The organism is Streptomyces sp. NBC_01428 (assembly GCF_036231965.1).
GTDB lineage: Bacteria > Actinomycetota > Actinomycetes > Streptomycetales > Streptomycetaceae > Streptomyces.
The window spans coordinates 2,828,694-2,853,307 of record NZ_CP109499.1; the positions used below are offsets into that span (position 1 = coordinate 2,828,694).

20 protein-coding genes are annotated in these 24,614 nt (G+C 72.4%); 8 read left to right on the top strand and 12 right to left on the bottom strand.

Features of this window, described 5'->3' with window-relative positions:
• The first annotated feature begins 216 nt into the window (after positions 1 to 216).
• The 5 genes from OG406_RS12125 (at position 217) to OG406_RS12145 (ending at position 6,182) form a co-directional block, all read left to right on the top strand.
• Positions 217 to 2,061: an ABC transporter substrate-binding protein gene (locus OG406_RS12125; protein WP_267048673.1), complete on the top strand. Its 1,845-nt coding sequence runs from the start codon at positions 217 to 219 to the stop codon at positions 2,059 to 2,061.
• A gap of 71 nt (positions 2,062 to 2,132) precedes the next feature.
• On the top strand, positions 2,133 to 3,200 hold the full coding sequence (locus tag OG406_RS12130; RefSeq protein ID WP_081219733.1) for an ABC transporter permease: 1,068 nt from the start codon (positions 2,133 to 2,135) through the stop codon (positions 3,198 to 3,200).
• 23 nt (positions 3,201 to 3,223) lie between these two features.
• Positions 3,224 to 4,147: an ABC transporter permease gene (locus OG406_RS12135; RefSeq protein ID WP_164370828.1), complete on the top strand. Its 924-nt coding sequence runs from the start codon at positions 3,224 to 3,226 to the stop codon at positions 4,145 to 4,147.
• Positions 4,144 to 5,178 (top strand): ABC transporter ATP-binding protein, encoded by a 1,035-nt coding sequence (locus OG406_RS12140; RefSeq protein ID WP_266617018.1) that lies wholly within the window; start codon positions 4,144 to 4,146, stop codon positions 5,176 to 5,178. The genes OG406_RS12135 and OG406_RS12140 overlap by 4 nt, the downstream gene beginning before the upstream one ends.
• Positions 5,175 to 6,182 (top strand): ABC transporter ATP-binding protein, encoded by a 1,008-nt coding sequence (locus tag OG406_RS12145; RefSeq protein WP_164370824.1) that lies wholly within the window; start codon positions 5,175 to 5,177, stop codon positions 6,180 to 6,182. Before OG406_RS12140 ends, OG406_RS12145 begins: the two co-directional genes overlap by 4 nt.
• Before the next feature lie 98 nt (positions 6,183 to 6,280).
• Here OG406_RS12145 and OG406_RS12150 read toward each other — a convergent pair whose 3' ends face one another.
• From OG406_RS12150 to rimP, 9 genes are all read right to left on the bottom strand, one after another.
• Positions 6,281 to 7,234, bottom strand: a complete 954-nt coding sequence (locus OG406_RS12150) for a bifunctional riboflavin kinase/FAD synthetase (RefSeq protein WP_081219730.1) — start codon at positions 7,232 to 7,234, stop codon at positions 6,281 to 6,283.
• A 137-nt stretch (positions 7,235 to 7,371) separates the two neighbouring features.
• Complete coding sequence (locus OG406_RS12155; protein WP_329185690.1) at positions 7,372 to 11,151, bottom strand: trypsin-like peptidase domain-containing protein; 3,780 nt, start codon at positions 11,149 to 11,151, stop codon at positions 7,372 to 7,374.
• Positions 11,152 to 11,398: 247 nt separating this feature from the next.
• Positions 11,399 to 12,304: a tRNA pseudouridine(55) synthase TruB gene (truB, locus tag OG406_RS12160; RefSeq protein ID WP_266846475.1), complete on the bottom strand. Its 906-nt coding sequence runs from the start codon at positions 12,302 to 12,304 to the stop codon at positions 11,399 to 11,401.
• Positions 12,301 to 12,750 (bottom strand): 30S ribosome-binding factor RbfA, encoded by a 450-nt coding sequence (gene rbfA / locus OG406_RS12165; protein ID WP_081219727.1) that lies wholly within the window; start codon positions 12,748 to 12,750, stop codon positions 12,301 to 12,303. Before rbfA ends, truB begins: the two co-directional genes overlap by 4 nt.
• Positions 12,751 to 12,783: 33 nt before the next feature.
• Positions 12,784 to 13,077: a DUF503 domain-containing protein gene (locus tag OG406_RS12170; protein WP_081219726.1), complete on the bottom strand. Its 294-nt coding sequence runs from the start codon at positions 13,075 to 13,077 to the stop codon at positions 12,784 to 12,786.
• Between the two features lie 233 nt (positions 13,078 to 13,310).
• Positions 13,311 to 16,469: a translation initiation factor IF-2 gene (gene infB, locus OG406_RS12175; protein ID WP_266846478.1), complete on the bottom strand. Its 3,159-nt coding sequence runs from the start codon at positions 16,467 to 16,469 to the stop codon at positions 13,311 to 13,313.
• A gap of 148 nt (positions 16,470 to 16,617) precedes the next feature.
• Complete coding sequence (locus OG406_RS12180) at positions 16,618 to 16,896, bottom strand: YlxR family protein (protein ID WP_164371085.1); 279 nt, start codon at positions 16,894 to 16,896, stop codon at positions 16,618 to 16,620.
• Positions 16,897 to 16,997: 101 nt separating this feature from the next.
• On the bottom strand, positions 16,998 to 17,996 hold the full coding sequence (gene nusA, locus OG406_RS12185) for a transcription termination factor NusA (protein ID WP_081219723.1): 999 nt from the start codon (positions 17,994 to 17,996) through the stop codon (positions 16,998 to 17,000).
• Between the two features lie 2 nt (positions 17,997 to 17,998).
• Positions 17,999 to 18,496, bottom strand: coding sequence for a ribosome maturation factor RimP (gene rimP, locus OG406_RS12190; RefSeq protein ID WP_164371084.1), 498 nt, complete (start codon positions 18,494 to 18,496; stop codon positions 17,999 to 18,001).
• Positions 18,497 to 18,748: 252 nt separating this feature from the next.
• Here rimP and OG406_RS12195 point away from each other — a divergent pair, with 252 nt between their 5' ends.
• Genes OG406_RS12195 through OG406_RS12205 form a run of 3 tightly spaced genes read left to right on the top strand, consistent with a single transcriptional unit; the run spans position 18,749 to position 20,796 of the window.
• The gene (locus OG406_RS12195) at positions 18,749 to 19,354 is read left to right on the top strand and encodes a hypothetical protein (RefSeq protein ID WP_329185696.1); all 606 of its coding nucleotides are present in this window, start codon (positions 18,749 to 18,751) and stop codon (positions 19,352 to 19,354) included.
• The gene (locus OG406_RS12200) at positions 19,351 to 19,824 is read left to right on the top strand and encodes a ferritin-like domain-containing protein (RefSeq protein WP_107482648.1); all 474 of its coding nucleotides are present in this window, start codon (positions 19,351 to 19,353) and stop codon (positions 19,822 to 19,824) included. The genes OG406_RS12195 and OG406_RS12200 overlap by 4 nt, the downstream gene beginning before the upstream one ends.
• A gap of 39 nt (positions 19,825 to 19,863) precedes the next feature.
• A complete protein-coding gene (locus OG406_RS12205; RefSeq protein ID WP_329190766.1) occupies positions 19,864 to 20,796 on the top strand; it encodes an aminoglycoside phosphotransferase family protein in 933 nt (310 codons plus the stop codon).
• 277 nt (positions 20,797 to 21,073) lie between these two features.
• Here OG406_RS12205 and OG406_RS12210 read toward each other — a convergent pair whose 3' ends face one another.
• From OG406_RS12210 to OG406_RS12220, 3 genes are all read right to left on the bottom strand, one after another.
• The gene (locus tag OG406_RS12210) at positions 21,074 to 22,765 is read right to left on the bottom strand and encodes a proline--tRNA ligase (protein ID WP_164371081.1); all 1,692 of its coding nucleotides are present in this window, start codon (positions 22,763 to 22,765) and stop codon (positions 21,074 to 21,076) included.
• A gap of 71 nt (positions 22,766 to 22,836) precedes the next feature.
• Positions 22,837 to 23,406, bottom strand: a complete 570-nt coding sequence (locus OG406_RS12215; RefSeq protein WP_164371080.1) for a GNAT family N-acetyltransferase — start codon at positions 23,404 to 23,406, stop codon at positions 22,837 to 22,839.
• Positions 23,407 to 23,504: 98 nt separating this feature from the next.
• Positions 23,505 to 24,353: a GNAT family N-acetyltransferase gene (locus OG406_RS12220; RefSeq protein WP_164371079.1), complete on the bottom strand. Its 849-nt coding sequence runs from the start codon at positions 24,351 to 24,353 to the stop codon at positions 23,505 to 23,507.
• Positions 24,354 to 24,614 lie beyond the last annotated feature (261 nt).

Genomic DNA, 24,614 nt, shown 5'->3' on the forward strand with positions numbered 1-24,614 from the left:
GCCGTCAGGCCGTCACCAGGGGCCCTTCACCGGTCTGAACCAATGAGCGAAAAATTGCCGCCAACTCGTTGTTTCCGCAGGCCACATGGGGTCCGCGCATCGTTGACTCGTGCAGACCACCGCTGATAGACACACAGATCAAATCCGCCGACGCCTCTTGATCAAGTCGTTCGACCAGCCTTCTGTGCGCAACCGATGACGCGAGGTCATGGACCCATGAAGACACCAGAGCAGCCCCGCAGAGGCCTGGTACGGCCCCGGCTCGTCGCCGCCGCGGGGGTCGCCGCCCTCACCCTGTCCGCCGGTCTCGCGACCCCGCTCAACCCGGCCCCGCAGCAGGCTCAGGCGAAGGAGGGCAAGAAGGTCCTCACCGTCGCGGTCGCGCAGAGCGTCGACTCGCTGAGCCCGTTCCTCGCGTCGCGCCTGGTCAGTACGAGCATCCACCGGCTGATGTACGAGTACCTGACCAACTACGACCCGGCGGACAACCACGCCGTCCCGGGCCTCGCCACGAAGTGGACGCCGTCGGCGGACAAGCTGACCTGGACGTACACGATCCGTTCCAACTCCCGGTGGTCGGACGGACAGCAGGCCACCGCGGAGGACGCGGCGTGGACGTTCGACAAGATGATGACCGACGAGGCCGCGGGCACCGCCAACGGCAGCTTCGTCGCCAACTTCAGGAAGGTCACCGCGCCCAGCCCCACCAAGCTGGTGATCGAGCTGAAGAAGCCGCAGGCCACGATGGCCGCGCTCGACGTGCCGATCGTGCCGAAGCACGTCTGGGAGAAGGTCGGTGACCTCTCCAAGTTCAACAACGACAAGAGCTTCCCGGTCGTCGGCAACGGCCCGTTCGTCCTGACGGGCTACAAGGCCGACAGCTACGTACGGCTGAAGCCCAACAAGACGTTCTGGCGCGGGGCGCCGAAGTTCGACGAACTGGTCTTCAAGTACTACAAGGACGGGGACGCTGCCGTCGCGGCACTGCAGAAGGGCGAGGTGTCCTTCGTCTCCAACCTGACGCCCGCGCAGTCGACCGCGCTCAAATCCGAGCCGGACGTCAAGGTCAACGACGCGCCGGGGCGCCGCTTCTACGCGCTGGCCACCAACCCGGGGGCGCAGGCCAAGGACGGTAAGCACTTCGGTGACGGCGCCCGGTCGCTGCTCGACCAGAAGGTCCGCCAGGCCCTCTTCATGTCGATCGACCGGCAGACCCTGATCGACAAGGTGTTCCAGGGGCACGCCGTCGCGGGCGCGGGCTACATCCCGCCGCGCTTCTCGACGTACGCCTGGAAGCCGTCCGCGGACCAGGAGCTGGCCTACGACCCGGCGAAGGCCGCCAAGCTGCTCGACGAGGCGGGCTACAAGAAGAACGCCGACGGCAAGCGTGTCGAGAAGAACGGCAAGCCGATCGACTACCGGATCCTCTGCCACGCCACCGACCCGAACGACAAGGCGGTCGGACAGTACGTGAAGGAGTGGTTCGGGAAACTGGGCATCGGGGTCACGCTCAACTGCCTGGACAACGTGACCGACCCGTGGCTGGCCGGTGACTACGACCTCGCCTTCGACGGCTGGTCGGTGAACCCGGACCCCGACTTCGTCCTGTCGATCCACACCTGCGGCGCGCTGCCGGCCACCCCGAAGGACACGGGCGCCACGGACAACTTCATCTGCGACAAGAAGTACGACGACCTGTACGGCCGGCAGCTCGCCGAGTACGACGCCGGCAAGCGGACGGACCTCGTCAAGCAGATGCAGTCGCGGCTCTACGACACCGGGTACATGAACGTCATGGCGTACCCGAACGCGGTCGAGGCCTACCGCACGGACCAGATCAAGTCGATCGAGACGATGCCGAAGGCCGCGGGCAACATCTACGGCCAGGACGGCTACTGGAGCTGGTGGTCGGCCGTTCCCGCGGACTCCTCCGGTGCGTCCTCCGGCGGTTCCGGCTCGACGGGCGTCATCATCGGCATCGCCGCGGGCGTCGTCGTCCTCGTGGGCGCCGGTGCGTTCCTCGCGATGCGCCGCCGCTCGACGGCCGACGACCGTGAGTAGTGCCCGCGCCGCCCTCCCCCGGGAGCACCGTGGCCCGGGGCCCCGTGATCGTACGAGCGAATGAGTGGTTCATGACCGCTGAGGCAACACCCTCGCTGGTCGAGGCGACCGGCGGTCCGGCTCCGGCCGGGCCGTCGGCCCGCGGGCGGAAGGCGCGCGCCGGTACCGCCTATCCGCGGTACGTGGCGGGCAAGCTGGGCGGCGCCGCCGTCTCCCTGCTCGCCGTCCTCGTCACCAGTTTCTTCCTGTTCCGGCTCATCCCCGGCGACCCGGTCAAGTACATGACGGGCGGCCGTCAGGTGTCCGCCGAGCAACTCGCCAACTACCGGAAGGAGTTCGGCCTCGACCTGCCGCTGTGGGAGCAGTTCACCGACTACTGCGGCAAGGCGCTCACGGGCGATCTCGGCACGTCGTACCAGTTCCGCGCCCCCGTCATCGACAAGATCACCGAGGCGCTGCCGAACACCCTGCTGCTCACGGTGACGGCCTTCGTCCTCTACACGGCGCTCGGCATCTTCATCGGCACGCGGTCCGCGTGGCGGCACGGCAGGCCGAGCGACCGCGTCAACACCGGCCTGGCGCTGACCCTCTACTCGATCCCGTCGTTCTGGCTGGGGCTGCTGCTCATCATCGTCTTCTCCGTGGGCATGGGGCCGGTCCCCGGTCTGTTCCCGACGGGCGGTATGGAGTCGGGCGACAAGGAGGGCTTCGCGTACGTCGTCGACGTGGCCCACCATCTGGTCCTGCCGGTGGTGACGCTGGTCGCCGTCGAGTACGGGCAGACGCTGCTGGTGACGCGTTCGGCGCTGCTCGACGAGATGGGCAGCGACTATCTGACCACGGCCCGCGCGAAGGGGCTGCGGGACGATCTCGTACGCCGCCGTCACGCGGTGCCGAACGCGCTGCTGCCGACGGTCACGCTGATCTTCATCAACCTCGGCCGGACGGTCGCGGGCGTGATCCTCGTCGAGACGGTCTTCTCCTGGCCGGGGCTCGGCGGGCTGTTCTACCAGGCGCTGAGCGTGCCCGATCTGCCGCTGGTGCAGGGGCTGTTCTTCGTCTTCGCGGCCGCGGTGATCGTGATGAACACGCTGGCCGACCTGATCTATCCGCTGCTCGACCCCCGGGTGGGCCGATGACCACGACCGAGCCGGACGGGCCGATGACGACCGAAGCGACGCCGCAGACCGTCCCGTCGAGCCCCCGTACCCTCGCCCGGCAGCGCCGCCGCCGCTCCGCGGTCCGCTTCTGGAAGCAGTACCGCACGCACCGGGCGGGCGTCTTCGGACTCGCCGCCCTCGCCCTGTTCGGCCTGATCGCGCTGACCGCCCCGCTGACCGTGGGATCCGACGTGCAGAGCGTGACGAACGCGCCCGGCGACCCGCTGGAAAGTCCGAGCGCCGCGTTCCCGCTGGGGACCGACCAGTTCGGGCGGAACCTGCTGGGGCTGGTGGTGTGGGGCGCCCGCGTCTCCCTCCTGGTCGGGCTGCTCGCCGCCGTCCTGTCGGTGGCGATCGGGGCGCTGATCGGGATCACCGCCGGGCACTTCCGCGGCTGGTACGCGACCGTGCTGATGCGGATCACGGACTGGTTCCTGGTGATGCCGACGCTGGTCCTCGCGATCGCGCTGGCGACCGTGATGACCCGCTCGCTCGGCACGATCATCCTGGCGATCGGCGTCACCACCTGGCCCACGACGGCCCGGCTGGTGCGCGCGCAGACCCTCGCCGTGGAGTCGCGGCCGTACATCGAGCGGGCCAAGGCGCTCGGCGGCGGCCACTGGCACATCATGACCCGGCACGTGCTGCCCAACGTGATGCCGCTGGTGCTGGCCCAGACGACGCTGATCATCTCGTCGGCGATCCTCGCGGAGGCCACGCTCGCCTTCCTCGGCCTCGGCGACCCGACGGTCGTGTCGTGGGGCGGGCTGCTCCAGGACGCCCGGGAGGCGGGCGCGGTCAGCGCGGGCAAGTGGTGGTACCTGGTGCCGCCGGGCGTCGCGATCGCGGTGGTCGCGCTGGCGTTCACACTGTGCGGCCGCGCGGTGGAGTCGGTCCTCAACCCGAAGCTGGGGGTGACACGGTGAGCACGACGACCGACAGGACACCGGAGGCGTCCAGGACGCCGAGCGGGCAACGGCTGCTGGAGGTCAGGAACCTCGCCGTGACCTATCCGGGCGGCGCGGCCGCCGTACGCGGGGTGGACCTCTCGCTCGACGCGGGTCAGAAGCTCGGCATCGCGGGCGAGTCGGGGTGCGGCAAGTCCACGCTGGCGCTGGCCCTGCTGCGGCTGCTTCCCGCGGGCACGCACACCAGCGGGGAGATCCTCCTCGGCGGCGAGGACGTGCTGACCATGAAGTGGGGCCGAGTGCGGGCGGTGCGCTGGGCTGGCGCGTCGATCGTCTTCCAGGGCGCGATGCACTCGCTCAACCCGGTGCACCGCGTCGGCGACCAGATCGCCGAGCCGATCCTGCTGCACAAGAAGGCGACCCCGGCGGGCGCGCGGCGGAGAACGGGGGAACTCCTCGAACAGGTGGGGCTGCCGGCCGCCCGCGCGGACGCCTACCCGCACGAGCTGTCCGGCGGTCAGCGCCAACGCGTCATGATCGCCATGGCGTTGGCCTGCGACCCCCAGCTCGTCATCGCCGACGAGCCGACCACGGCGCTCGACGTGATGATCCAGGCGCAGATCCTCCGCCTGATCGAACAGCTCGTCAGCGAGCAGGAGGTGGGGCTCGTCATGATCAGCCACGACCTCGCCGTACTGGCCGACACCTGTGACCGGCTGGCCGTGATGTACGCGGGCCGCGTCGTCGAGGAGGGCCCCGCACGACAGGTCTACGAGAACGCCCGACACCCCTATGGAAAGGCCCTGTCGGCCGCCTTCCCGCGGATCGGCGATGCCGGGTCGCGGTTCGCGCCGCGCGGTCTGCCCGGCGATCCGCCCGACCCGTCCGACCTGCCGTCCGGCTGCACCTTCCACCCCCGCTGTCCGGTGGCCGTGGACGCGTGTGTGACGGACGACCAGGTGCTGCGGGACGCGGGGGCCGGCCGCCGGGCGGCCTGCGTCCACGCGGGCACGGCCGTGGACGCCGAACCGGTCAGGAGCACGCCATGACGACGACACCCCCCGTGACCACCGGGCCCCTGCTGAGCGCGCGGGCCCTGCACGTCGCCTTCCCCGGCCGGCAGGGCGCCGACCGCGCCCGTGCCGTCGACGGCGTCGACCTCGACATCCGGCCCGGCGAGATCGTCGCCCTGGTCGGCGAGTCGGGCTGCGGCAAGACGACTCTGGCCCGCTCACTGCTCGGTCTGGTCCCGCCGACCGGCGGCGGTGTCACCTTCGACGGCCGGCCGCTGGACTACTCCTCCCGCGCCCTGAAGGCGTACCGCAGGCGCGTCCAGCTGGTCCTCCAGGATCCGAGCGGCTCGCTCAACCCGCGCCACACGGTGTACGACGCGGTGGCAGAGGGGCTGCGCATCCACGGGTACGGGGGCGACGAGCGCGCGGCGGTCGCGGGGGCGCTGTCCCGGGCGGGTCTGCGGCCTCCCGAGCGGTTCTTCCTGCGCTACCCGCACGAACTGTCCGGCGGCCAGCGTCAGCGCGTCGTCATCGCCGGAGCACTCGTGCTGGAGCCCGAACTCATCGTCGCCGACGAGCCGGTGGCCTCCCTCGACGCCTCCGTCCGCGGCGAGATCCTCGCGCTGCTCCTGCGGCTGCGCGACGAACTCGGCCTGTCCGCACTGGTGGTGACCCATGACCTGGGCCTCGCGTGGAACATCGCCGACCGGGTCGCGGTCATGTACCTCGGCCGGATCGTGGAGACCGGCCCCGTCGAACAGGTCCTGACCTCACCTCAACACCCGTACACGCAGGCCCTGTTGTCCGTCCTCCCGGAGGCTCCGGGCGAGCCGGTCGTGCTCGGGGGCGAGCCCCCGGACCCCTCCCGCATCCCGGGCGGCTGCCGCTTCCACGCCCGCTGCCAGGTGCTGGCGAGCGGGGAGGCGGAGCGGGCGGGTGTCGCGGACGCCTGCCGGGGACAGGACCTGGCCGTGCTGGACGGCGCGGGCGGGACCCAGGTGGCCTGCCACTGGGCGCGGGCGGTGCGGGCCGAGGCGTGACCGGGCGCGGCACGGCAGCCGCCCTCGAGACGTGACGACATGACGGAGCGGCCGGTGCCCACCAGGGCACCGGCCGCTCGCGTGTCGTACGGCGGGGGCTACTCGCCCGGGTACGCCTCGATCATCTCCCGCGACCGCTTCACGTCGTCCGCGATGGCCACCAGCAGGTCCTCGATGGAGTCGAAGCGGGCCTGGCCACGGACGAAGGCGAGGAAGTCGACGGCGACGTGCAGGCCGTAGAGGTCGAGGCCGACGCGGTCGATGGCGTACGCCTCGACGGTGCGCTCGGTGCCGTCGAACTGGGGGTTCGTGCCGACGGAGATCGCGGCGGGCATGATCTCGCCCTGGGCGTGCAGCCAGCCCGCGTAGACGCCGTCGGCGGGGATCGCGGTGTGCGGGAGGGTCTCGACGTTCGCCGTGGGGAAGCCGAGTTCACGGCCGCGCTGGGCGCCCCGGACGACGACGCCCTCGACGCGGTGCGGGCGTCCGAGGATCTCGCGCGCGCCCTCGACATCGCCCTCGGCGACCAGCCGCCGGGTCAGTGTCGAGGAGAACGGCTCACCGCCGCCGGCCGCGCCGCTCACGTACAGGTCCACGACCTCGACCTCGAAGTCGTACGTCTTGCCCTGCTCGCGCAGGAAGTCGACGTTGCCCGCGGCCTTGTGGCCGAAGCGGAAGTTGGGGCCCTCGACGACGGCCTTGGCGTGCAGCTTGTCGACGAGCACCTTGACCACGAAGTCGGCGGGCGACAGCTTCGAGAACTCGGTGGTGAACGGCAGGATCAGCAGCGCGTCCACGCCCAGGTCGGCCATCAGTTCGGCGCGGCGGTGGTGCGGGGCGAGCAGCGGCGGGTGGCTGCCGGGGCGGACCACCTCGCTGGGGTGCGGGTCGAAGGTGACCACGACGGAGGGGACGCCCAGTTCGCGGGCGCGGTCCACGGCATGCCGGATGATCAGCTGGTGTCCGCGGTGCACCCCGTCGTAGGAACCGATGGTGACGACGCTGCGCCCCCAGTCCTCGGGGATGTCCTCCAAGCCACGCCAGCGCTGCACTGTGACCGCTCCTTGTCGAACCCGTGTCCGTGATTGCCTCATTCGCAGCTCTAAGGGTGCCATGCCGGACGGGCACCGCTCGCATCGGCATCGGGCTGTGACACATCGCTCAGCGCCGGGAGCCGTTCACGGCGGGCTCAGGCCGGGACCCGCGGCCCCGCGAGGTTCTCGATCATGCGGCGGGTGCTGGGGCCCACGACGGAGGACCAGTCGTCGGGCGTGCCGTTCAGCCAGCGGGCCATCAGGGAGGCGAAGCCCGGGACGCGCCGGGCCAGGTCGACGAGTCCGCGGTCGAATCCGGTGGCTCCGGCGGGGGTTCGGACGAGGAGGCGGCCGACGCGGTGCACCAGGTCACGGGTGGGTTCCTCGCCGCGCGGGCCGAAGCCGTGGGCGGCGGCACTCAGGACCGTGTCGAGGACGGCGGGGTCCCGTTCGTGGGCCAGCAGCAGGTCGAGCAGGTCGCGCCGCAACAGGGCGGACGCCGTGGTGTCGGGCGCGGCGAGGACCTGCGCAAGGGCTGTCCGCACCGCGCGGGAACACCCCGCGAGCAGGCCGCTGACCAGGGGGAAGAGCACGAGGTGGGCGCCTTCGCCGTGGTCCAGACGCCGCTCGACGAACGCGGCGATGTGCGGGGCGGTCTCCGGGCAGGTCTCCACGGTCTCGCGGACCAGTGTGGCGATCCGGCGGGCGAGTGCGGGTGTGGTGACGTCGGCGAGGGTGCGCAGCAGCTCGGCCGTGTCCGGGCCGGGGCGCCGCAGCCGCTCGCGGAAGGCGGCGAACACCGGCTCCGGGTGGGTGGCGAGCGCGGCGACCAGGGTGTCCGGCGACAGCCGCGCGTCTCCGGCCGCGAAGCGCTCCAGCGCCTGGGGCAGATACGGCTCCCGGGTGCGCGGATCCCGGACGAGGATGCCGAGGGCGCCGCCGTGCAGGGTGGCGTCGGTGGGGCGGGCGAGCACGGCGAGCGCGGCGTAGCGCAGCAGCTCGCGGTCGGCTCCGGTGGCCGCGAACGGCGCGGCGCGCAGCCCGAACGCGACGGCGGCGACCCGGCGGGCCGGGCGTTCGTCGTGGGCCCACCGGTCCACCGCCCGGCACACGGCCGACGGCTCCTCCTCCGCCAGCGCGGCCAGCAGTTCGTCACCGCGCCGGTGCGCGCAGTCGACCAGGGCCTCCGCCAGGTCGTCCAGAGCCCGCCGCCGGTGCGCGTACAGCAGGGCCTGCGCGGCCGCCGCCACGGTCGCGTGCGGCATCGCGGGCAGCCCCCGCTCGTCGTCGAACCAGCGGGTGAGATGCGGCTGGACGGCCGTGGGGTCCTCGGCGAGGAGGCGGGCGACGGTGTCGAGATGGCGCGGTGCGGCCTGCGGTTCTCCGGGGAGGATCGCGTCGGCCGCCCCGGCCCGCCGGGGGTCGGTGACGACCAGGCGCCTGAGCAGGTCGAAGCGTTCGGCGGGCGGCAGCGGCACGGCGGCCCAGAACGCCGGGCCGAAGGGCGCCGGTACGGCCCGGCCCTGCTCCCGCCAGGCCACGATCCGCTCGGTGAGCAGCACGAGGACGCCGGTGTACGGCGTCGCGTCGGGCACCCGGAGCAGGACGTCGGCACAGAGATGGGTGGCCCACCAGAGCGCGTCGCCCGCGGGGTCCCGCCCCGGCGGAAGAAGGTCGTCCACCGCTTGCAGGAGGTCCTCCAGACGGAGGGTCAGTTCGGCGGGCCCTTGTTGACGGCCGTGCAGGAGCAGGGTCTCGACGACGGGGCCGATGCGATGGCGGGGTACGGGGACCGTGGCCCCCGAGGACCTGCGGGAGGTCACCGAGGCCCGCGCGGCACCCGTCGACGTCGCCGGCGGCGAGGGGGCGCGGCGGGTGCGGCGGCGGCTCGGTCCGGTGGCGCCGGCATGCCCGGAGCCCTGGCCGGTGCCGGCGGGGGTGCGCGTCCGGTGGACCAGGGTGTGCAGCGCGCCGTCCAGGTCGAGGTGCGTGCCCTGGATCCAGTCGGCCAGCTCCTCGTGGGCGAACCGGTAGCCGTCGCCGGCCGGGACGAGGAGCCCTTCGGTGAGGACGGCGGACGCCCAGCCCGTGGTGCCGGCGAAGCGCGGTCCCGGTGCCGGTCCCCAGGGGAAGACGGCTTCGAAGGACGCGCGGTCCAGCTCGCCCTGCCCGGGCCCCAGACTGCGCCGCGCCGCCTCGTGCACCTGGCCGGAGACCCGGGCGGCGAGTCGGCGTACGGCGGTGCCGCGCACGCCGTTCGCCGCGGCGAGCCGGACGGCGACCCGCAGGCACATCAGGTCGAGGTGGGCGGCGAACACGGCGTCACGGTCGAGTGCCTCGCCCGGCGGGTCCGGCAGCGCGGCGCGGACCTCGGAGAGCAGCCGCAGCACCAGGGGATGGCGGGCGTCATCGCCGGCGAGGACGCCTTCGGGGATCCCGGCGCGCGACCGGGCCCGTGCGGCCTCCTCCTCCGTCAGGTCCCCCAGCCGCACGCAGGGAGGCAGGGGCGGGCCCGCCGCCCGCGCGGGAGGACCCCCCGGGGAGACCGGGCTGCCCGGCCCGTGCAGCAGCTCCGCGGGGAACTCCGCTCCGGCGTGTTCCCAGTACTCCGCCCGGCAGCCGATGACGAGCCGCGCTCCGGTCTCCGCCAGCCAGGCCGCCGTCGCCTCCGTCCAGGCCGGCAGCCGGTGGGCCGGCTCGGGCGGCATCTCCTCGGGGCCGTCCAGCAGGAGCAGCAGCGGCCTGCCTGCGGCACACGCCAGGCGGGCCAGCCGGTCCGGCCCGATGTCGCCCAGCTCCCCGGCGTACCCGGCGGGAGGCAGCAGCTCCGCCCCGGCGGGCCGGCGCGGGTCCTCGCCCGGTTCCGCTCCGGGGTTCTGCCGCGACGCCGCCACGATCCGCCCGGCGCGCTCCAGGGCGCGTGTCGCCGCGTCGGCCACCGAGCTGTCCCCGGCGAGGAGGTCGGCGCCGCGCAGCCACAGGGTGGGGGCGGGTTCCGGCCCCTGGGAGCGGCGGGCGGCGAGGGCCGCCAGTTCCGTCGTACGGCCGCTGCCGGGCGGGCCGACAAGCCCGAGGACGGCGGCGGGGCCCGCCTCGAAGGCGGTGAACTCCCGGACGACGTCGGCGCGTTCGACGGGCTCGGGTGCCGGTCCCACCGACCCGGGCGGGCCCGGCGGACGCGGTCCGTCCGAGCCGACCGAGGTCGCGGTGAGCTCCAGGGCGCCGGCGAGGTTCAGATCGGCTCCGTACGCGGGCACCGTCACCGCGTTGCGGGCGAGCAGCTCGGCGAGCGGGCCGGGGACGCCGCGCAGGGGGACGGCGAAGCCGGGTGCCCGGTGGACGGCGGAGTCCCCCGGGCCGGTGCCGTCCTCGGTCCGCGGGAGCAGGGCGGTGCCGAGGACCGCGACCACGGTGCCGGTGGCGGCGTCGACGACCGGTCCCCCGGCCGCTCCGCCGCCCAGCCGGAGGGCGTCCGCGCCCGCGGTGCCGATCGCCAACTCCAGCACACCGCGCAGGAGATGACGGCGGTCGGTGGAGGTGTACGTCACGGCGGACGTCTCCAGCACCCGCGCCTCGCGCCAGGTGCCCGCCGCGATCCTGACGTACGTGCCGGTCGCGACGTGGTCCCGCACGGAGACGGGAAGCGGGTCGAGGCCGAGACCTTCGGTGCGGACGAGCGCCAGACCGGCGTCGGGCAGCGGGACCACGGCGTCGGCCGTCACCACACAGCTGCGGTCACCGGAGTGCAGCACGAGCCGGACCAGGCCGTCGACGGCTTCGTGGCTGGTGACGACCGTTCCGTGGTGGTCGGCGGCGAACCCCGTGCCGCGGGGGCGTCCCGCCAGGTCGCAGACGCGCACCAGGGCGTCGTCCCACGTCGCGCGGACGGCGTCCGGCAGCTCCAGGTCCCCGGTCCGCGGGCCTCGTCCCGCCATGCTCGATCCTCCCCGCCGCGTTCCTCGTTCCGACGGTAGGCGCGGGGTGATCGACGGGACAGATCGCGTGGTGAACGCGCCCCCTTCCACACCTCGGTTCACTCCGAGCGCCCGCCCGAAGGGGTGAACAGGCGCGGCGGGATGGATAGACCTTGAGAGGGGGAACCGAGGGGGGACCGTGGAGCGGCGGGCACGAGACCCCGTGACCGCCGCTCCACGGGCGGAGCTGTCCGGGCGCTGCCGGACCTCAGCCGAAGACGGCGAGGCTCTTGGCCTTGCCCTTCTGTTCCTCGACCAGCGCGAGGAACTCGCCCTTGGGGCCGAAGACCGCCACGGCGCCCTTGCCCGTGTACTCCTCGGGCATCTCCAGGCGCACACCGTTCAGCAGCAGGCCACCGCGCCGGGTGTCGACGTCCCAGCGCGGGAACGCCGCCGAGGCCGCGTCCGCGACCGGCATGACCGTCAGCTCCTCCTGGAGCTGGTCGAGCGTGCGCGCGGAGTCCAGCTTGTAGGGGCCGACCCGGGTGCGCCGCAGGGCGGTGAGGTGGCCGCCGACGCCCAGGTCCGCGCCGAGATCGCGGGCGAGCGCCCGGATGTACGTCCCCGACGAGCAGACCACCGAGACGACCAGGTCGACCACGGGAGTGCCGTCCTCGGCGACGGCGTCACGGACGTCGTACACCGCGAAGGACGAGATGGTCACCGGGCGGGCCGGGATCTCGAAGTCCTCGCCCTCGCGCGCCCGCTTGTAGGAGCGCACGCCGTCGATCTTGATGGCGCTGACCTTGGAGGGCACCTGCATGATGGCGCCGGTGAGCTTGGCGACCCCCGCGTCGATCGCGTCGCGCCGCACGCCGGAGGCGTCCGTCGACGAGATGAGGTCGCCCTCGGCGTCGTCGGTCAGCGTGTTCTGGCCGAGCCGGATCGTGCCGAGGTACTCCTTCTCGGTGAGCGCGAGGTGTCCGAGGAGCTTGGTGGCCTTCTCGACACCGAGGACGAGCACGCCCGTCGCCATGGGGTCGAGGGTGCCTGCGTGGCCGACCCGCCGGGTGCGCGCGATCCCGCGCATCTTGGCGACCACGTCGTGCGAAGTGAAGCCCGACGGCTTGTCGACAATGACCAGTCCGTCGGGCGTCCGGGGCTTCTCCGTCATTCCGCGGCGTCGTCCTCGTCGTCCTCGCCCGGCTTCTTGTACGGGTCCGCCTCACCGGCGAACGCCGCGCCGGCCGAGACCTCGCGCACCTTCTCGTCCGAGGCCCGGGCCTTGTCGAGGAGGTCCTCGATGGTCTTGGCGGTGTCCGGCAGGGCGTCCGCGACGAACGTCAGCGACGGCGTGAACTTCACGCCCGCCGCGGCGCCGACCGCCGAGCGGAGCACGCCCTTGGCGCTCTCCAGGCCCGCGGCGGCCGCCGCGCGCTCCTCGTCGTCCCCGTACACCGTGTAGAAGACGGTGGCCTCCCGGAGGTCCCCGGTGACCCGGGTGTCCGTGATGGTGACGTGAGTGCCGAGCCGCGGGTCCTTGATCCCGCGCTGCAGCTTCTGGGCCACCACCTCTCGGATGAGGTCCGCCAGCCTCTTCGCCCGCGCGTTGTCGGCCACTGGTCCGTCTCCTTCTTCGCCTTGCTTGTTTCGTCAGTCTTCGTCTGTGTGGAGTCTGCGCCGTACCGACAGCAGTTCCACTTCCGGCCGTCCCGCGACCAGGCGTTCGCACCGGTCCAGGAGGTCGGACAGATGCTGGGTGTCTCCGGAGACCACCGCCAGGCCGATCTCTGCCCTGCGATGAAGATCCTGGTTCCCCGTCTCGGCGGCACTCACCGCGTACTTCCGCTGGAGTTCCGCGACGATCGGCCGGACGAGAGAGCGTTTCTCCTTCAGCGAGTGAACGTCGCCGAGGAGGAGATCGAAGGACAGCGTCCCCACATACATGTGTAACCGGATGTCCCGCCGGTACGGGATAGACGACCTGCCAATGCGCTTGGCAGGGACCTCTGAACCGTACAACGAACGGGTGGGGCCGCTCGACGGATATTCGGCGCCCCGAGGGACGCGGACAACCGTGCGACCGGCCCCCGCCGTCCGCCCGGGGCGGTACTTCGCCCGGGCAGACGGAAAACTGGCCGGCGGTGACAGGTCACCGCCGGCCAGCTCACACCACCGCGTTACGACCGCGGCTTCTCGCGCATCTCGTACGTCGCGATGACGTCGTCGACCTTGATGTCGTTGAAGTTGCCGAGGTTGATACCGCCCTCGAACCCTTCGCGGATCTCGGTGACGTCGTCCTTGAAGCGACGCAGCCCGGAGATGTTGAGGCTCTCGGCGATGACCTTGCCGTCGCGGATGAGGCGCGCCTTGGTGTTGCGCTTGACCTCGCCCGACCGGACCAGGACACCGGCGATGTTGCCCAGCTTGGACGACTTGAAGACCTCGCGGATCTCCGCCGTGCCGAGCTCGACCTCCTCGTACTCCGGCTTCAGCATGCCCTTCAGGGCCGCCTCGATCTCCTCGATGGCCTGGTAGATCACCGAGTAGTACCGGACGTCGACGCCCTCGCGCTCCGCCATCTGCGCCGCGCGGCCCGCAGCGCGGACGTTGAAGCCGATGACGATGGCGTCGGAGCCGGTCGCCAGGTTGATGTCGGACTCGGTGACCGCACCCACACCGCGGTGCAGGACACGGATGTCGACCTCTTCGCCGACGTCGAGCTGGAGCAGCGAGGACTCGAGAGCCTCCACCGAACCGGACGCGTCGCCCTTGATGATGAGGTTGAGTTCCTGCACCAGACCGGCCTTGAGGGCCTCGTCCAGGTTCTCCAGGGAGAACCGGACACCCCGGCGGGCGAAGTTGGCGTTGCGCTCGCGCGCCGCCCGCTTCTCGGCGATCTGACGCGCCGTGCGGTCCTCGTCGACGACCAGGAAGTTGTCGCCGGCACCCGGGACGTTGGTGAGACCCAGGACCAGGACGGGGGTCGACGGACCCGCTTCCTCGACGTTGTTGCCGTTGTCGTCGAGCATCGCCCGGACACGGCCGTACGCGTCGCCGACCACCATGGTGTCGCCGATGCGCAGCGTGCCGCGCTGGACCAGGACCGTCGAAACGGCACCGCGGCCGCGGTCGAGGTGGGACTCGATCGCAATACCCTGCGCGTCCTGCTCCGGGTTGGCCCGCAGGTCGAGCGAGGCGTCCGCGGTGAGGACCACGGCCTCCAGCAGGCTCTCGATGTTGAGGCCCTGCTTGGCGGAGATGTCGACGAACATCGTGTCGCCGCCGTACTCCTCGGCCACCAGACCGAACTCGGTGAGCTGACCGCGCACCTTGGTCGGGTCCGCGCCCTCGACGTCGATCTTGTTGACCGCGACCACGATCGGCACGTCGGCCGCCTTGGCGTGGTTCAGCGCCTCGATCGTCTGGGGCATCACGCCGTCGTTGGCCGCCACCACGAGGATCGCGATGTCGGTCGACTTGGCACCACGGGCACGCATGGCGGTGAACGCCTCGTGACCGGGGGTGTCGATGAAGGTGATCCTGCGCTCTTCACCGTTGACCTCGGTCGCGACCTGGTACGCACCGATGTGCTGCGTGATTCCGCCGGCCTCGCCCGCGACGACGTTCGTCTTGCGGATGGTGTCGAGAAGGCGGGTCTTACCGTGGTCGACGTGACCCATGACGGTCACGACCGGCGGACGGACCACGAGGTCGTCCTCGTCGCCCTCGTCCTCGCCGAACTCGATGTCGAAGGACTCGAGCAGCTCGCGGTCCTCCTCCTCGGGGCTGACGATCTCGAGGACGAAGTTCATCTCGTCCGCGAGGAGCTTCAGCGTCTCGTCGGAGACGGACTGCGTGGCAGTGACCATCTCGCCGAGGTTCATCATCACGCCGACGAGCGACGCCGGGTTGGCGCCGATCTTCTCGGCGAAGTCGGTGAGGGAGGCACCACGCGACAGGCGGACGGACTGTCCGTTGCCGCGAGGCAGCATCACGCCGCCGACGGACGGGGCCTGCATGGCCTCGTATTCCTGGCGCCTCTGCCGCTTCGACTTGCGACCACGACGCGCGGGACCGCCGGGACGGCCGAAGGCGCCCTGCGTGCCACCACGGCCGCCGGGACCACCCGGACGACCACCGAAGCCGGGACGGCCACCGCCGCCACCCGGACCACCGGGACGACCGGCGAAACCGCCGCCACCGCCACCGGGACCGGCCGGACGACCGGCGAAGCCGCCACCGCCGCCACCGGGACGACCGGCGAAGCCGCCGCCACCCGGACGACCGCCGCCGCCACCGGGACCACCGGGACGACCGCCGCCGCCACCCGGACCGCGGCCACCGGGGCCACCGCCGGGACGCGGGCTACCCGCAGCGGGACGCTGCGGCATCATGCCGGGGTTCGGACGGTTGCCACCGGGGCCACCGCCGGGACGCGGAGCGCCACCCTGCGGACGGGGCATGCCGCCCGGAGTCGGACGCGCACCACCGGGACCGCCCTGGGGACGCGGAGCGCCACCGGGACCGCCCTGCGGACGGGGACCACGGTCCTGACCGGCACCCTGCGGGCGCGGGGCACCGGGGCCACCGGCACCGCCGCCGGGACGCGGGGCACCGCCCGGACGGGGCGCCTGCGGGCGCGCCATACCGGTGGAGCCACCAGAGGTGAACGGGTTGTTGCCCGGACGGGGACCCGCCGGACGGGCGCCACCGGGACGCGGGGCCTGGCCGCCGGGACGCGGAGCGCCCTGACGGTCGCCGCGCTCGGGACGGTCACCACGGCCCTGACCGCCCTGGCCGGGGCCACCGGCGGGACGGGCGCCACCGGGGCGCGGAGCCTGGCCGCCGGGACGCGGGGCGCCCGGACGGGCACCCGCGGCGGGAGCCGAGGGGGCAGAGGATGCCGCAGGAGCCGCGGGAGTCGTCGGCGCCGACGGAGGCGCGGTGAACTCGGGCGCGGCCGGAGCCGGAGCCGCCGGAGCGGGCTTCGGCGCGGGCTTGGGACCCGGACGGGGACCCGACGCGGCCGGTGTCACCGGAGCAGCCGCGGGCGTCTCCGCCGCGGCCGGCTTCGGGGCCGGCGGGCGCGGGGCGGCCGGACGGGCAGCCTGCGCCGGAGAGGGGGCGCCCGGCTTGGCCGGGGTCGCCTTGCGCGGTGCCGGCTTGCCGCCACCGCCGCCCTGCTGGAGGGCATCTGTCAGTTTTCGTACGACGGGCGCCTCGATCGTCGAGGACGCCGAACGGACGAATTCACCGAGTTCTTGGAGCTTGGCCATGACGACCTTGCTCTCTACGCCGAACTCCTTGGCGAGTTCGTATACCCGGACCTTAGCCACTTCGCTCCTTTTAGGTCCGGGTTTGCGTCCGGACCGTCGCTACTTCATGGGCGTACTCATCGCGTGCTCATCGAGTGCTCATCGCAATCTCGACCTACTTCCAACTCGCGGGGTACCAGGGCCGCACGGGGGTTCCGCGCGACGCTTCTTACGGTGTTGCCTGCTCGACATGGAGGCGAAGAGCCGCGGTGTCGAGCGGTCCCGGAGCGCGCAGCGCCCGTGGGATCGCCCGGCGGCGGATCGCCAGGTCGAGACAGACCAGGGCGGGATGCACGTACGCACCCCGGCCGGGCAGCGTACCGCGATGATCGGGGACGCATTCGCCCTCGACCGCCACGATGCGCAGCAAGTCTCTCTTGGCCGCTCGCTCCCGGCACCCCACACAGGTGCGTTCAGGGCATGCGCGGGCTCGCGTCCGGCCAGACACTCTTAAGTCTACCTCCCCGTAACGACCTCACCCCTTTGGGGCAAGAATCGAACGGTTGTTGTCGTGATCCAAGCCACTCGTGGCGCGGATCTATTCCCCGATCACTCGCCGTGCTGGTCGGCAGGCTGTTCGGTGTCCGGACGGATGTCGATCCGCCAGCCCGTCAGACGGGCGGCGAGGCGGGCGTTCTGGCCCTCCTTGCCGATCGCCAGTGACAGCTGGTAGTCGGGCACCGTCACGCGCGCGGAACGGGCGGCGAGGTCGACGACCTCCACCTTGGAGACGCGCGCCGGGGAGAGCGCGTTCGCCACCATGTCGGCCGGGTCGTCCGACCAGTCGACGATGTCGATCTTCTCGCCGTTCAGCTCGGCCATCACGTTGCGCACCCGGCCGCCCATCGGGCCGATGCAGGCGCCCTTGGCGTTCAGGCCGCTCCGGGTGGACCGGACGGCGATCTTCGTGCGGTGGCCGGCCTCGCGGGCGATCGCGGCGATCTCGACGGAACCGTCGGCGATCTCCGGAACCTCCAGCGCGAAGAGCTTCTTCACGAGGCTGGGGTGCGTGCGCGAGAGCGTCACCGACGGACCGCGGACGCCCTTGGCCACCCGCACGACGTACGAGCGCAGGCGCAGCCCGTGCTCGTAGGTCTCACCGGGGACCTGCTCCTGCACCGGCAGGATGGCCTCCAGCTTGCCGATGTCGACGAGCACATTCTTCGGGTCGCGGCCCTGCTGGACCACGCCGGTGACGATGTCGCCCTCGCGGCCCGCGTACTCACCGAGGGTCGCGTCGTCCTCGGCGTCCCGCAGACGCTGCAGGATGACCTGCTTGGCGGTGGTCGCGGCGATCCGTCCGAAGTCGGACGGAGTGTCGTCGAACTCGCGCGCCTCCTGCCCCTCCTCCAGATCCTGAGGGTCCTCCTTCGCCCACACCGTCACGTGGCCGGTCTCCCGGTCGAGCTTGACGCGCGCGTGGCGGCGGCTTCCCTCGGTGCGGTGGTAGGCGATGAGGAGGGCCGACTCGATCGCCTCGACCAGCAGGTCGAAGGAGATCTCCTTCTCCCGCACCAGACCCCGCAGGGCACTCATGTCGATGTCCACGGCTACGCCTCCTCTTCCTTCTTGTCCTTGCGGCTGAACTCGACCTGCACCCGGGCCTTGGCGATGTCCTCGAAGGCGAGCCGACGGGCGGTGGGCTTGCGCCCCTTCACACCCGGCACCTCGACGTCGAGTCCGTCGTCCTCGACGTTCAGGATCCGTGCGATCAGGTCGTCGCCGTCCGCCAGCTGGAACTTCACCAGCCGGTCGGTGGCACGTACGTAGTGGCGGTGCTCCTTGAGCTCGCGCTCGGCACCGGGGGTTCCGACCTCGAGGGTGTACTCGCCCTCGCCCATCGCGTCCGTCTCGTCGAGCTTCGCCGAGAGCGCGCGGCTCACATCGGCGATCGCGTCCAGGTCGGCACCTTCGTCCGAGTCCACGACGACGCGCAGAACACGCTTCCGGCCGACGGACTCCACTTCGATCTCTTCCAGATCGAGTCCCTGGGAGGTCACGAGCGGATCCAGCAGTTCTCGCAGCCTCTCGCTCTGGGTCGTGCTCATCCGGGTGACTCCTCGGCCGCGTCTGCTGTTGTGGGTTGGTCGCGTGTCAGGTCAAAGGGTATCCGGTCGCGGGGGGTGTTGCCGTCCACCGGTGCCTGTGCTCCCGCGCCGGGAGCTGCGGAAGCGGGGGCCGGAAGACGCCGCACCGGCAGATGGGAGAGAGCCGCTGGACGGTGATCGGCTTCCGCGCGGGTACCGTGATCACGGGCAGCTCGCCCATACATTCGTACGAGCCCTCCGAGGACGTCTGTCGTGCCGTTCCCTCTCTCGTCACGCACCCCGTCGGGTCCGCGCCGCAGGACCCTGCTCGCGGCCGCCGCGGGCACCTTCGCCCTCGCGGGCTGTTCCGCCGACGAGCCGTCCGGTGACACGACCGGCGGCAGCCGCCCCTCGCTCGCCGACCGGGCACGCGCGCGTGCGGCCCGCGACAGCACGACCCTCGCGGGCCGGTACACCGCGGTGATCGCCGCGCATCCGGACCTGGAGAAGAAGCTCGCCCCGCTGCGGGCGGACGTCGCCGGGCACGCACGGGCGTTCGGCGCGGGCAGCAGCGCGGGCTCGTCGGCGTCCCCGTCCGCCGCGGCCTCCGGCACGGCACCCGGGTCGGCCTCGGGTTCACCCACCCCTTCCCCTTCCGGTTCGGCTTCGGCTTCGGCTTCGGCTTCGGCGAGTGCGTCGTCCGATGTCGCCGCGCGGCCCAAGGACGCCCTGTCCGAGCTGGCCACCGCCGAACTCGCGCTCGCCGACGAGCGGACACAGGCCCTGGTCGAGCTTCCGGGGGAACTGGCCAGGCTGCTGGCCTCGGTGGCGGCGGCGGGCGCCGCCCACGCGTATCTGCTGACGGAGGCGGCCAAGTGAGCAAGCGGGACAGGACAGAGGAAGCCGAACTCAAGGCCCTGCAGGCCGCCCTGGCCGCCGAGCACGCCGCCGTGTACGGCTACGGCGTCGTCGGCGGCAAGATCGGCGAGAAGCGGCGGAGCGACGCCCGGGCGGCGTACGACGCCCATCGGGCACGCCGTGACGCGCTCGTGCGGGCGGTGAAGGACCTGGGCGGCACGCCCGAGGCCGCGTCGGCGGCGTACGTCCTGCCGTTCCCGGTGACGGACTCCCCCACCGCCGTCCGGTTCGCGGCCGAGCTGGAGGAGCGGGTGGCCGCCGTGTACTCGGACCTCGTCCGCGCCACGACGGGTGATCAGCGGCGCACCGCGGCCGGGGCGCTGCGCGAGGCGGCGGTCCGGGCGGTGCGCTGGAACGGCGAGAGCGTAGCCTTCCCTGGGCTCGCCGAGCGGGCGGGCACCCCGACGCCTACGGCGTCCTCGCCGGCGTAACGCGACCTGGAAGGAAACATCTCGCGCATGGACTCGCGCATGGTCTTCGAACCGCCGCAGCGCCTTCTGCGGGCACTCGGCGAGAACAGGCGGAGCGGGTCACAGGGGGCCGACGGGGCCGGGGCGTGGCTGGAGAAACTGCCCGAGCTGGCCCAACAGGCGCTGGAACAGCGCGAGTTGACCGCCGAGCGGGTCCAGGCGCCGGGCGGCCGCAGCAGTCTGGTCGTGCTGGTGAAACAGGCCGACCAGAGGCCGGCCGTGCTGAAACTGGCCCCGGACCGTGCGCGGCCCGAGAGCGAGCGGGCGGCACTGGCGCACTGGGACGGCCGCGGCGCGGTACGCCTCCTCAATCCCGGCGACACCCACGGCGTACTGCTGCTGGAGCGGCTGCACCCGGACGTGTCCGTGCGGACGCTGCCCGAGGCGAAGGCCCTGCTGGAAGCGGCCGGGACACTGCGGCGGCTGTGGGTCGAGCCGCCCGCCGGCCACGTCTTCGAGACCGTCGCGGAACGGACCGGGCGGCAGGCAGAGGCGATGCGCGCCACGGTCGCGGAGGAGCCGGAGGGCGGCGCGGAGATCGGCGCGCTGGTCGACGCCGCGCTCGCGGCCCGCGACGACCTGCTGGCGCAGCCGCCCGAGACACGGCTGCTGCACGGCACCTTCCGGCAGAGCAAGGTGCTCGCCGGAGAGCGCACCCCGTGGCTGGCCGTCGGACCCGACCCGGTGGTCGGCGAGTGCGCCTTCGACCTGGCCCGGCTGGTCCGCGACCGGGTGGAGGACCTGATCGCCTCGCCCTCTGGAGCCTCGATCACCCGGCGCCGCATCAAGCGCCTCGCCGAGTCCCTGGAAGTGGACCAGGAACGCCTGCGCGGCTGGACCCTGTTCCGCGCGGTCGAGTCGGGCGTACGAGCGGGCCGGGTGGGCCGCCCCCGCGACGCCGAACTGCTGCTGGAGTTCGCCGGCTGGGTCTGAGCGTCCGCCCTCCCCTCACTCGCCGGGCGGCGCGGACCGGAGCATGAGCGACCCACCGGCCGCTGGACGCGGCCGGTCGCGACCGGTCGCGAGGATGACGGGCAGGACCCTGCCGACAACTCCGGTGACAGGCCGGGCGTCGAGGGCGCGGTCGGCTGTCGCGGCGGGCGCGTCCGACGCGGAGACGTCGGGCCCGGCGTGGCCGATGCGCGGAGAACAGCACGGCGGCGCCCGTCGAGTCCCGGTCCGGGACTCGACGGGCGCCGCCGGGTTCGCCCTAGGCCGTCAGACGGGCGATGGCCTCGTCGACGGTCAGTTCCTCGCGCTCGCCGGTACGGCGGTCCTTCAGCTCCAGGACACCCTCGGCCGAGCGGCGGCCGGCGACCAGGATCTTCGGTACGCCGATGAGCTCCGCGTCGGTGAACTTCACGCCCGGCGAGACACCGGCACGGTCGTCGACCAGGACGCGGACGCCCGCGGCACCCAGCTTCTCCGACACGTCGAGCGCCAGCTCGGTCTGCAGCGCCTTGCCGGCGGCGACCACGTGGACGTCGGCCGGCGCGATCTCCTTGGGCCAGCACAGACCCTGCTCGTCCGCCGACTGCTCGGCCAGGGCGGCGACCGCACGGGAGACACCGATGCCGTACGAGCCCATCGTCACGCGGACCGGCTTGCCCTGCTGCCCGAGGACGTCGAGCTGGAAGGTGTCGGCGTACTTGCGGCCGAGCTGGAAGATGTGGCCGATCTCGATCGCCCGGTCCAGCTTGAGGCCGGTGCCGCACTTGGGGCAGGGGTCGCCCTCTTCCACGACGACGACGTCGAGGTGGTCGTCGACCTCGAAGTCCCGGCCGGCGACGACGTTCTTCGCGTGCGTGTCCGCCTTGTTGGCGCCGGTGATCCAGGCGGTGCCGGGCGCGATGCGCGGGTCGGCGATGTAGCGGACCTTCTCCAGGCCCTGCGGGCCGACGTAACCCCGTACGAGGTCGTCGCGGCCCTCGAAGTCCTCGGCCGTGACGAGTTCCACGACGGCCGGGGCGAGGTGCTCGCCCAGCTTGCCCAGGTCGACCTCGCGGTTGCCGGGGACGCCCACGGCCACGATCTCGCCGTCGACCTTGACCAGCAGGTTCTTCAGCGTCGCGGAGGCGGGCACGCCGAGGTGCTCGGCGAGCGACTCGATGGTGGGGGTGTCGGGGGTGTCCAGCTCCTCGACCGGGCCGTGCTCCTCGGAGACCGGCGTGAGCGCGAACGTCACGGCCTCCGTGTTGGCGGCGTAGTCGCAGGAGGGGCAGTCCGCGAAGGTGTCCTCACCGGCGGCGGCGGGCGCGAGGAACTCCTCGGAGGCCGAGCCGCCCATGGCGCCGGAGACGGCGGACACGATGCGGTAGTCGAGACCGAGGCGCGCGAAGATGTTCTGGTAGGCCTCGCGGTGCAGCCGGTACGACTCGGCGAGCCCCTCGTCCGTGGTGTCGAAGGAGTACGAGTCCTTCATGTGGAACTCACGCCCGCGCAGCACTCCGGAGCGCGGACGGGCCTCGTCGCGGTACTTCGTCTGGATCTGGTACAGCATGACCGGCAGGTCCTTGTACGAGGACGCCTGGTCCTTGACCAGGAGAGTGAAGATCTCCTCGTGCGTCGGGCCGAGCAGGTACTCGCCGCCCTTGCGGTCCTTGAGACGGAAGAGCAGGTCGCCGTACTCGTCCCAGCGGCCCGAGGCCTCGTAGGGCTCCTTGGGCAGCAGGGCCGGCAGGAGGACCTCCTGGGCGCCGATCGCGTCCATCTCCTCGCGGACCACGCGGGAGATGTTGTCGAGCACCTTCTTGCCGAGCGGCAGCCACGTCCAGATGCCCGCGGCGTTGCGTCGCACGTAGCCGGCGCGGACGAGCAGCTTGTGGCTGAGCGTCTCGGCGTCCGCCGGGTCGTCACGCAATGTCTTGACCATCAAACGGGACATGCGCTGGACCTGGGCCATGATTCTCGACTCCTGCTGCGTAAGGGTGATGCCAGGAGGTTAGCCGGGGGGCGGCCGGTCCCGGAAATCCGTTAACGGTGACGCAGCGGCAGCGGGGCGCCCATCACGGCGTACGGCTTGGGGGCGCTGGGGAACAGGACCTGCTGGGCGAGGTCCTCGTAGCCGAGGGAGCGGTAGAGGCCGCGGGCCGGGCTGTCGACGTCGATCGCGGAGAGGATCGAGCGGGGCTCGGTGGCGGTCGCGGTGATGCCGGTGATCAGGGCGCGGCCCACGCCACGGTTCTGGAACCGCGGGTGGACGTGCAGCTCGGTGATCACGAAGGAGTCGTCGAGCCAGCCCTCCTGGCCCCCCGCGCGCAGGTACGGCTCGACGACGGTGGACCACCAGTGGCCGCGGTCGTTCGGCATGCCGTAGACGAAGCCGACGAGCCGGCCGTCGACGGTGGTCGCGCCGAGCGCGTGCGCTCCCGGGTACGTGAGGTGGCGCAGCACGATCTGGCGGCGTACGGCGATCTCCTCGGAGCCGAGCCCGAACGCGAGCGCCTGCACGGCGAGCGCCTCGTCGACGCGCGCCGCGAGATCCAGCGGGCCGACGGCCACGTCGTCGGAGTTGCGGTGGCCGTGACCGGGAAAGCGCAGCATGCGGGGAGACTACCTGGCGAACCGTGGGGCGCGTGAGGTCTGCGGGAGCCGTCCGCGGAAGCGGTGTCCGGCGTCGGCGGGTGCCGGTGGGCCGGGCGTCAGAACAGGACGCTCATGAACGCGCCGACCTCTTGGAAGCCGACTCTGCGATAGGTGGCACGGGCCGCGGTGTTGAAGTCGTTCACGTAGAGGCTGACGACGGGGGCGACGTCGGCGAGGGCGTAGCGCAGGACGGCGGCCATGCCGGGGGCTGCCACGCCCCGGCCGCGGTACTCGGGGGCCACCCAGACGCCCTGGATCTGGCAGGCGTGGGCGGTCGCGGCGCCGATCTCGGCCTTGAAGACGACCTTGCCGTCCTGGTCGAGGCGGGCGAAGGACCGGCCGGAGCCGACGAGTTCGGCCACCCGGGCCTGGTAGAGGAGTCCGCCGTCGCCGGCCATCGGCGAGACACCGACCTCCTCGGTGAACATCGCCACGCACGCCGGCATGATCGTCTCCATCTCGTCCTTGCGGATGCGGCGGACGAACGGATCCGGGGTGACCGCGGCGGGCAGCCGGTCGGTGACCATCAGGGGCTGGTGGGCGCGGACGTCGCGGGCCGGGCCCCAGCTCGGTTCGAGCAGCCGCCACAGCTGGGCGGTGGGTTCGGCGGGGCCGACGATCGAGGAGCAGCGGCGGCCGCCCCGGCGGGCCCGGTCGGCGAAGCCGCGCACGGCGCGCGGGGTGGCGCAGATCGGGACGAGGTTGGCGCCCGCGTAGCAGAGGGACTGCAGCATGCCGTCCTCGTACCAGCCCCACATCTCGCCGCCGAGCCGCCACGGATCGAGGCCCGCGACCCGTACGCGGGAGGCGACGAAGGCGTTCGCCACCGGCTCGCGGTCGAGGACGGCGAGCGCGGCGTCCAGGTCACTCGGTTCGAGGACCCTGGTGGTGGTCTGGGTCAACACGTGCGGGGGCCTCACCCTGGGGTCTGCTGATCTCCGCACTGTACCTGCCGTGGTTGTGACCCGCCGCCCCTTGTTCCCGGCTTCCCCGGGGAGGCCGGGCCCTTCCAGGCCCCGGTCCCGCCGGGGTTGTTTCGGCTGCGGGTGCGTGGGGGTTTGCTCGCGCCGTTCCCCGCGCCCCTGGTCCGTTTCACCGGGCCAGGGTTCACGAGGACCGGCAGGGAGCCCGGCCCCCCGGGATCGTTTCGGCTGCGGGTGCGCGGG

What these genes read in the sequence shown, in the direction of transcription:
- OG406_RS12125 (WP_267048673.1), top strand. Translation starts at nt 217, where the DNA reads ATGAAGACACCAGAGCAGCCCCGCAGAGGCCTGGTACGGCCCCGGCTC.
- OG406_RS12130 (WP_081219733.1), top strand. Translation starts at nt 2,133, where the DNA reads ATGACCGCTGAGGCAACACCCTCGCTGGTCGAGGCGACCGGCGGTCCG.
- OG406_RS12135 (WP_164370828.1), top strand. Translation starts at nt 3,224, where the DNA reads ATGACGACCGAAGCGACGCCGCAGACCGTCCCGTCGAGCCCCCGTACC.
- OG406_RS12145 (WP_164370824.1), top strand. Translation starts at nt 5,175, where the DNA reads ATGACGACGACACCCCCCGTGACCACCGGGCCCCTGCTGAGCGCGCGG.
- OG406_RS12155 (WP_329185690.1), bottom strand. Translation starts at nt 11,151, where the DNA reads ATGGCGGGACGAGGCCCGCGGACCGGGGACCTGGAGCTGCCGGACGCC.
- truB (WP_266846475.1), bottom strand. Translation starts at nt 12,304, where the DNA reads ATGACGGAGAAGCCCCGGACGCCCGACGGACTGGTCATTGTCGACAAG.
- OG406_RS12170 (WP_081219726.1), bottom strand. Translation starts at nt 13,077, where the DNA reads ATGTATGTGGGGACGCTGTCCTTCGATCTCCTCCTCGGCGACGTTCAC.
- rimP (WP_164371084.1), bottom strand. Translation starts at nt 18,496, where the DNA reads ATGAGCACGACCCAGAGCGAGAGGCTGCGAGAACTGCTGGATCCGCTC.
- OG406_RS12205 (WP_329190766.1), top strand. Translation starts at nt 19,864, where the DNA reads ATGGTCTTCGAACCGCCGCAGCGCCTTCTGCGGGCACTCGGCGAGAAC.
- OG406_RS12210 (WP_164371081.1), bottom strand. Translation starts at nt 22,765, where the DNA reads ATGGCCCAGGTCCAGCGCATGTCCCGTTTGATGGTCAAGACATTGCGT.
- OG406_RS12215 (WP_164371080.1), bottom strand. Translation starts at nt 23,406, where the DNA reads ATGCTGCGCTTTCCCGGTCACGGCCACCGCAACTCCGACGACGTGGCC.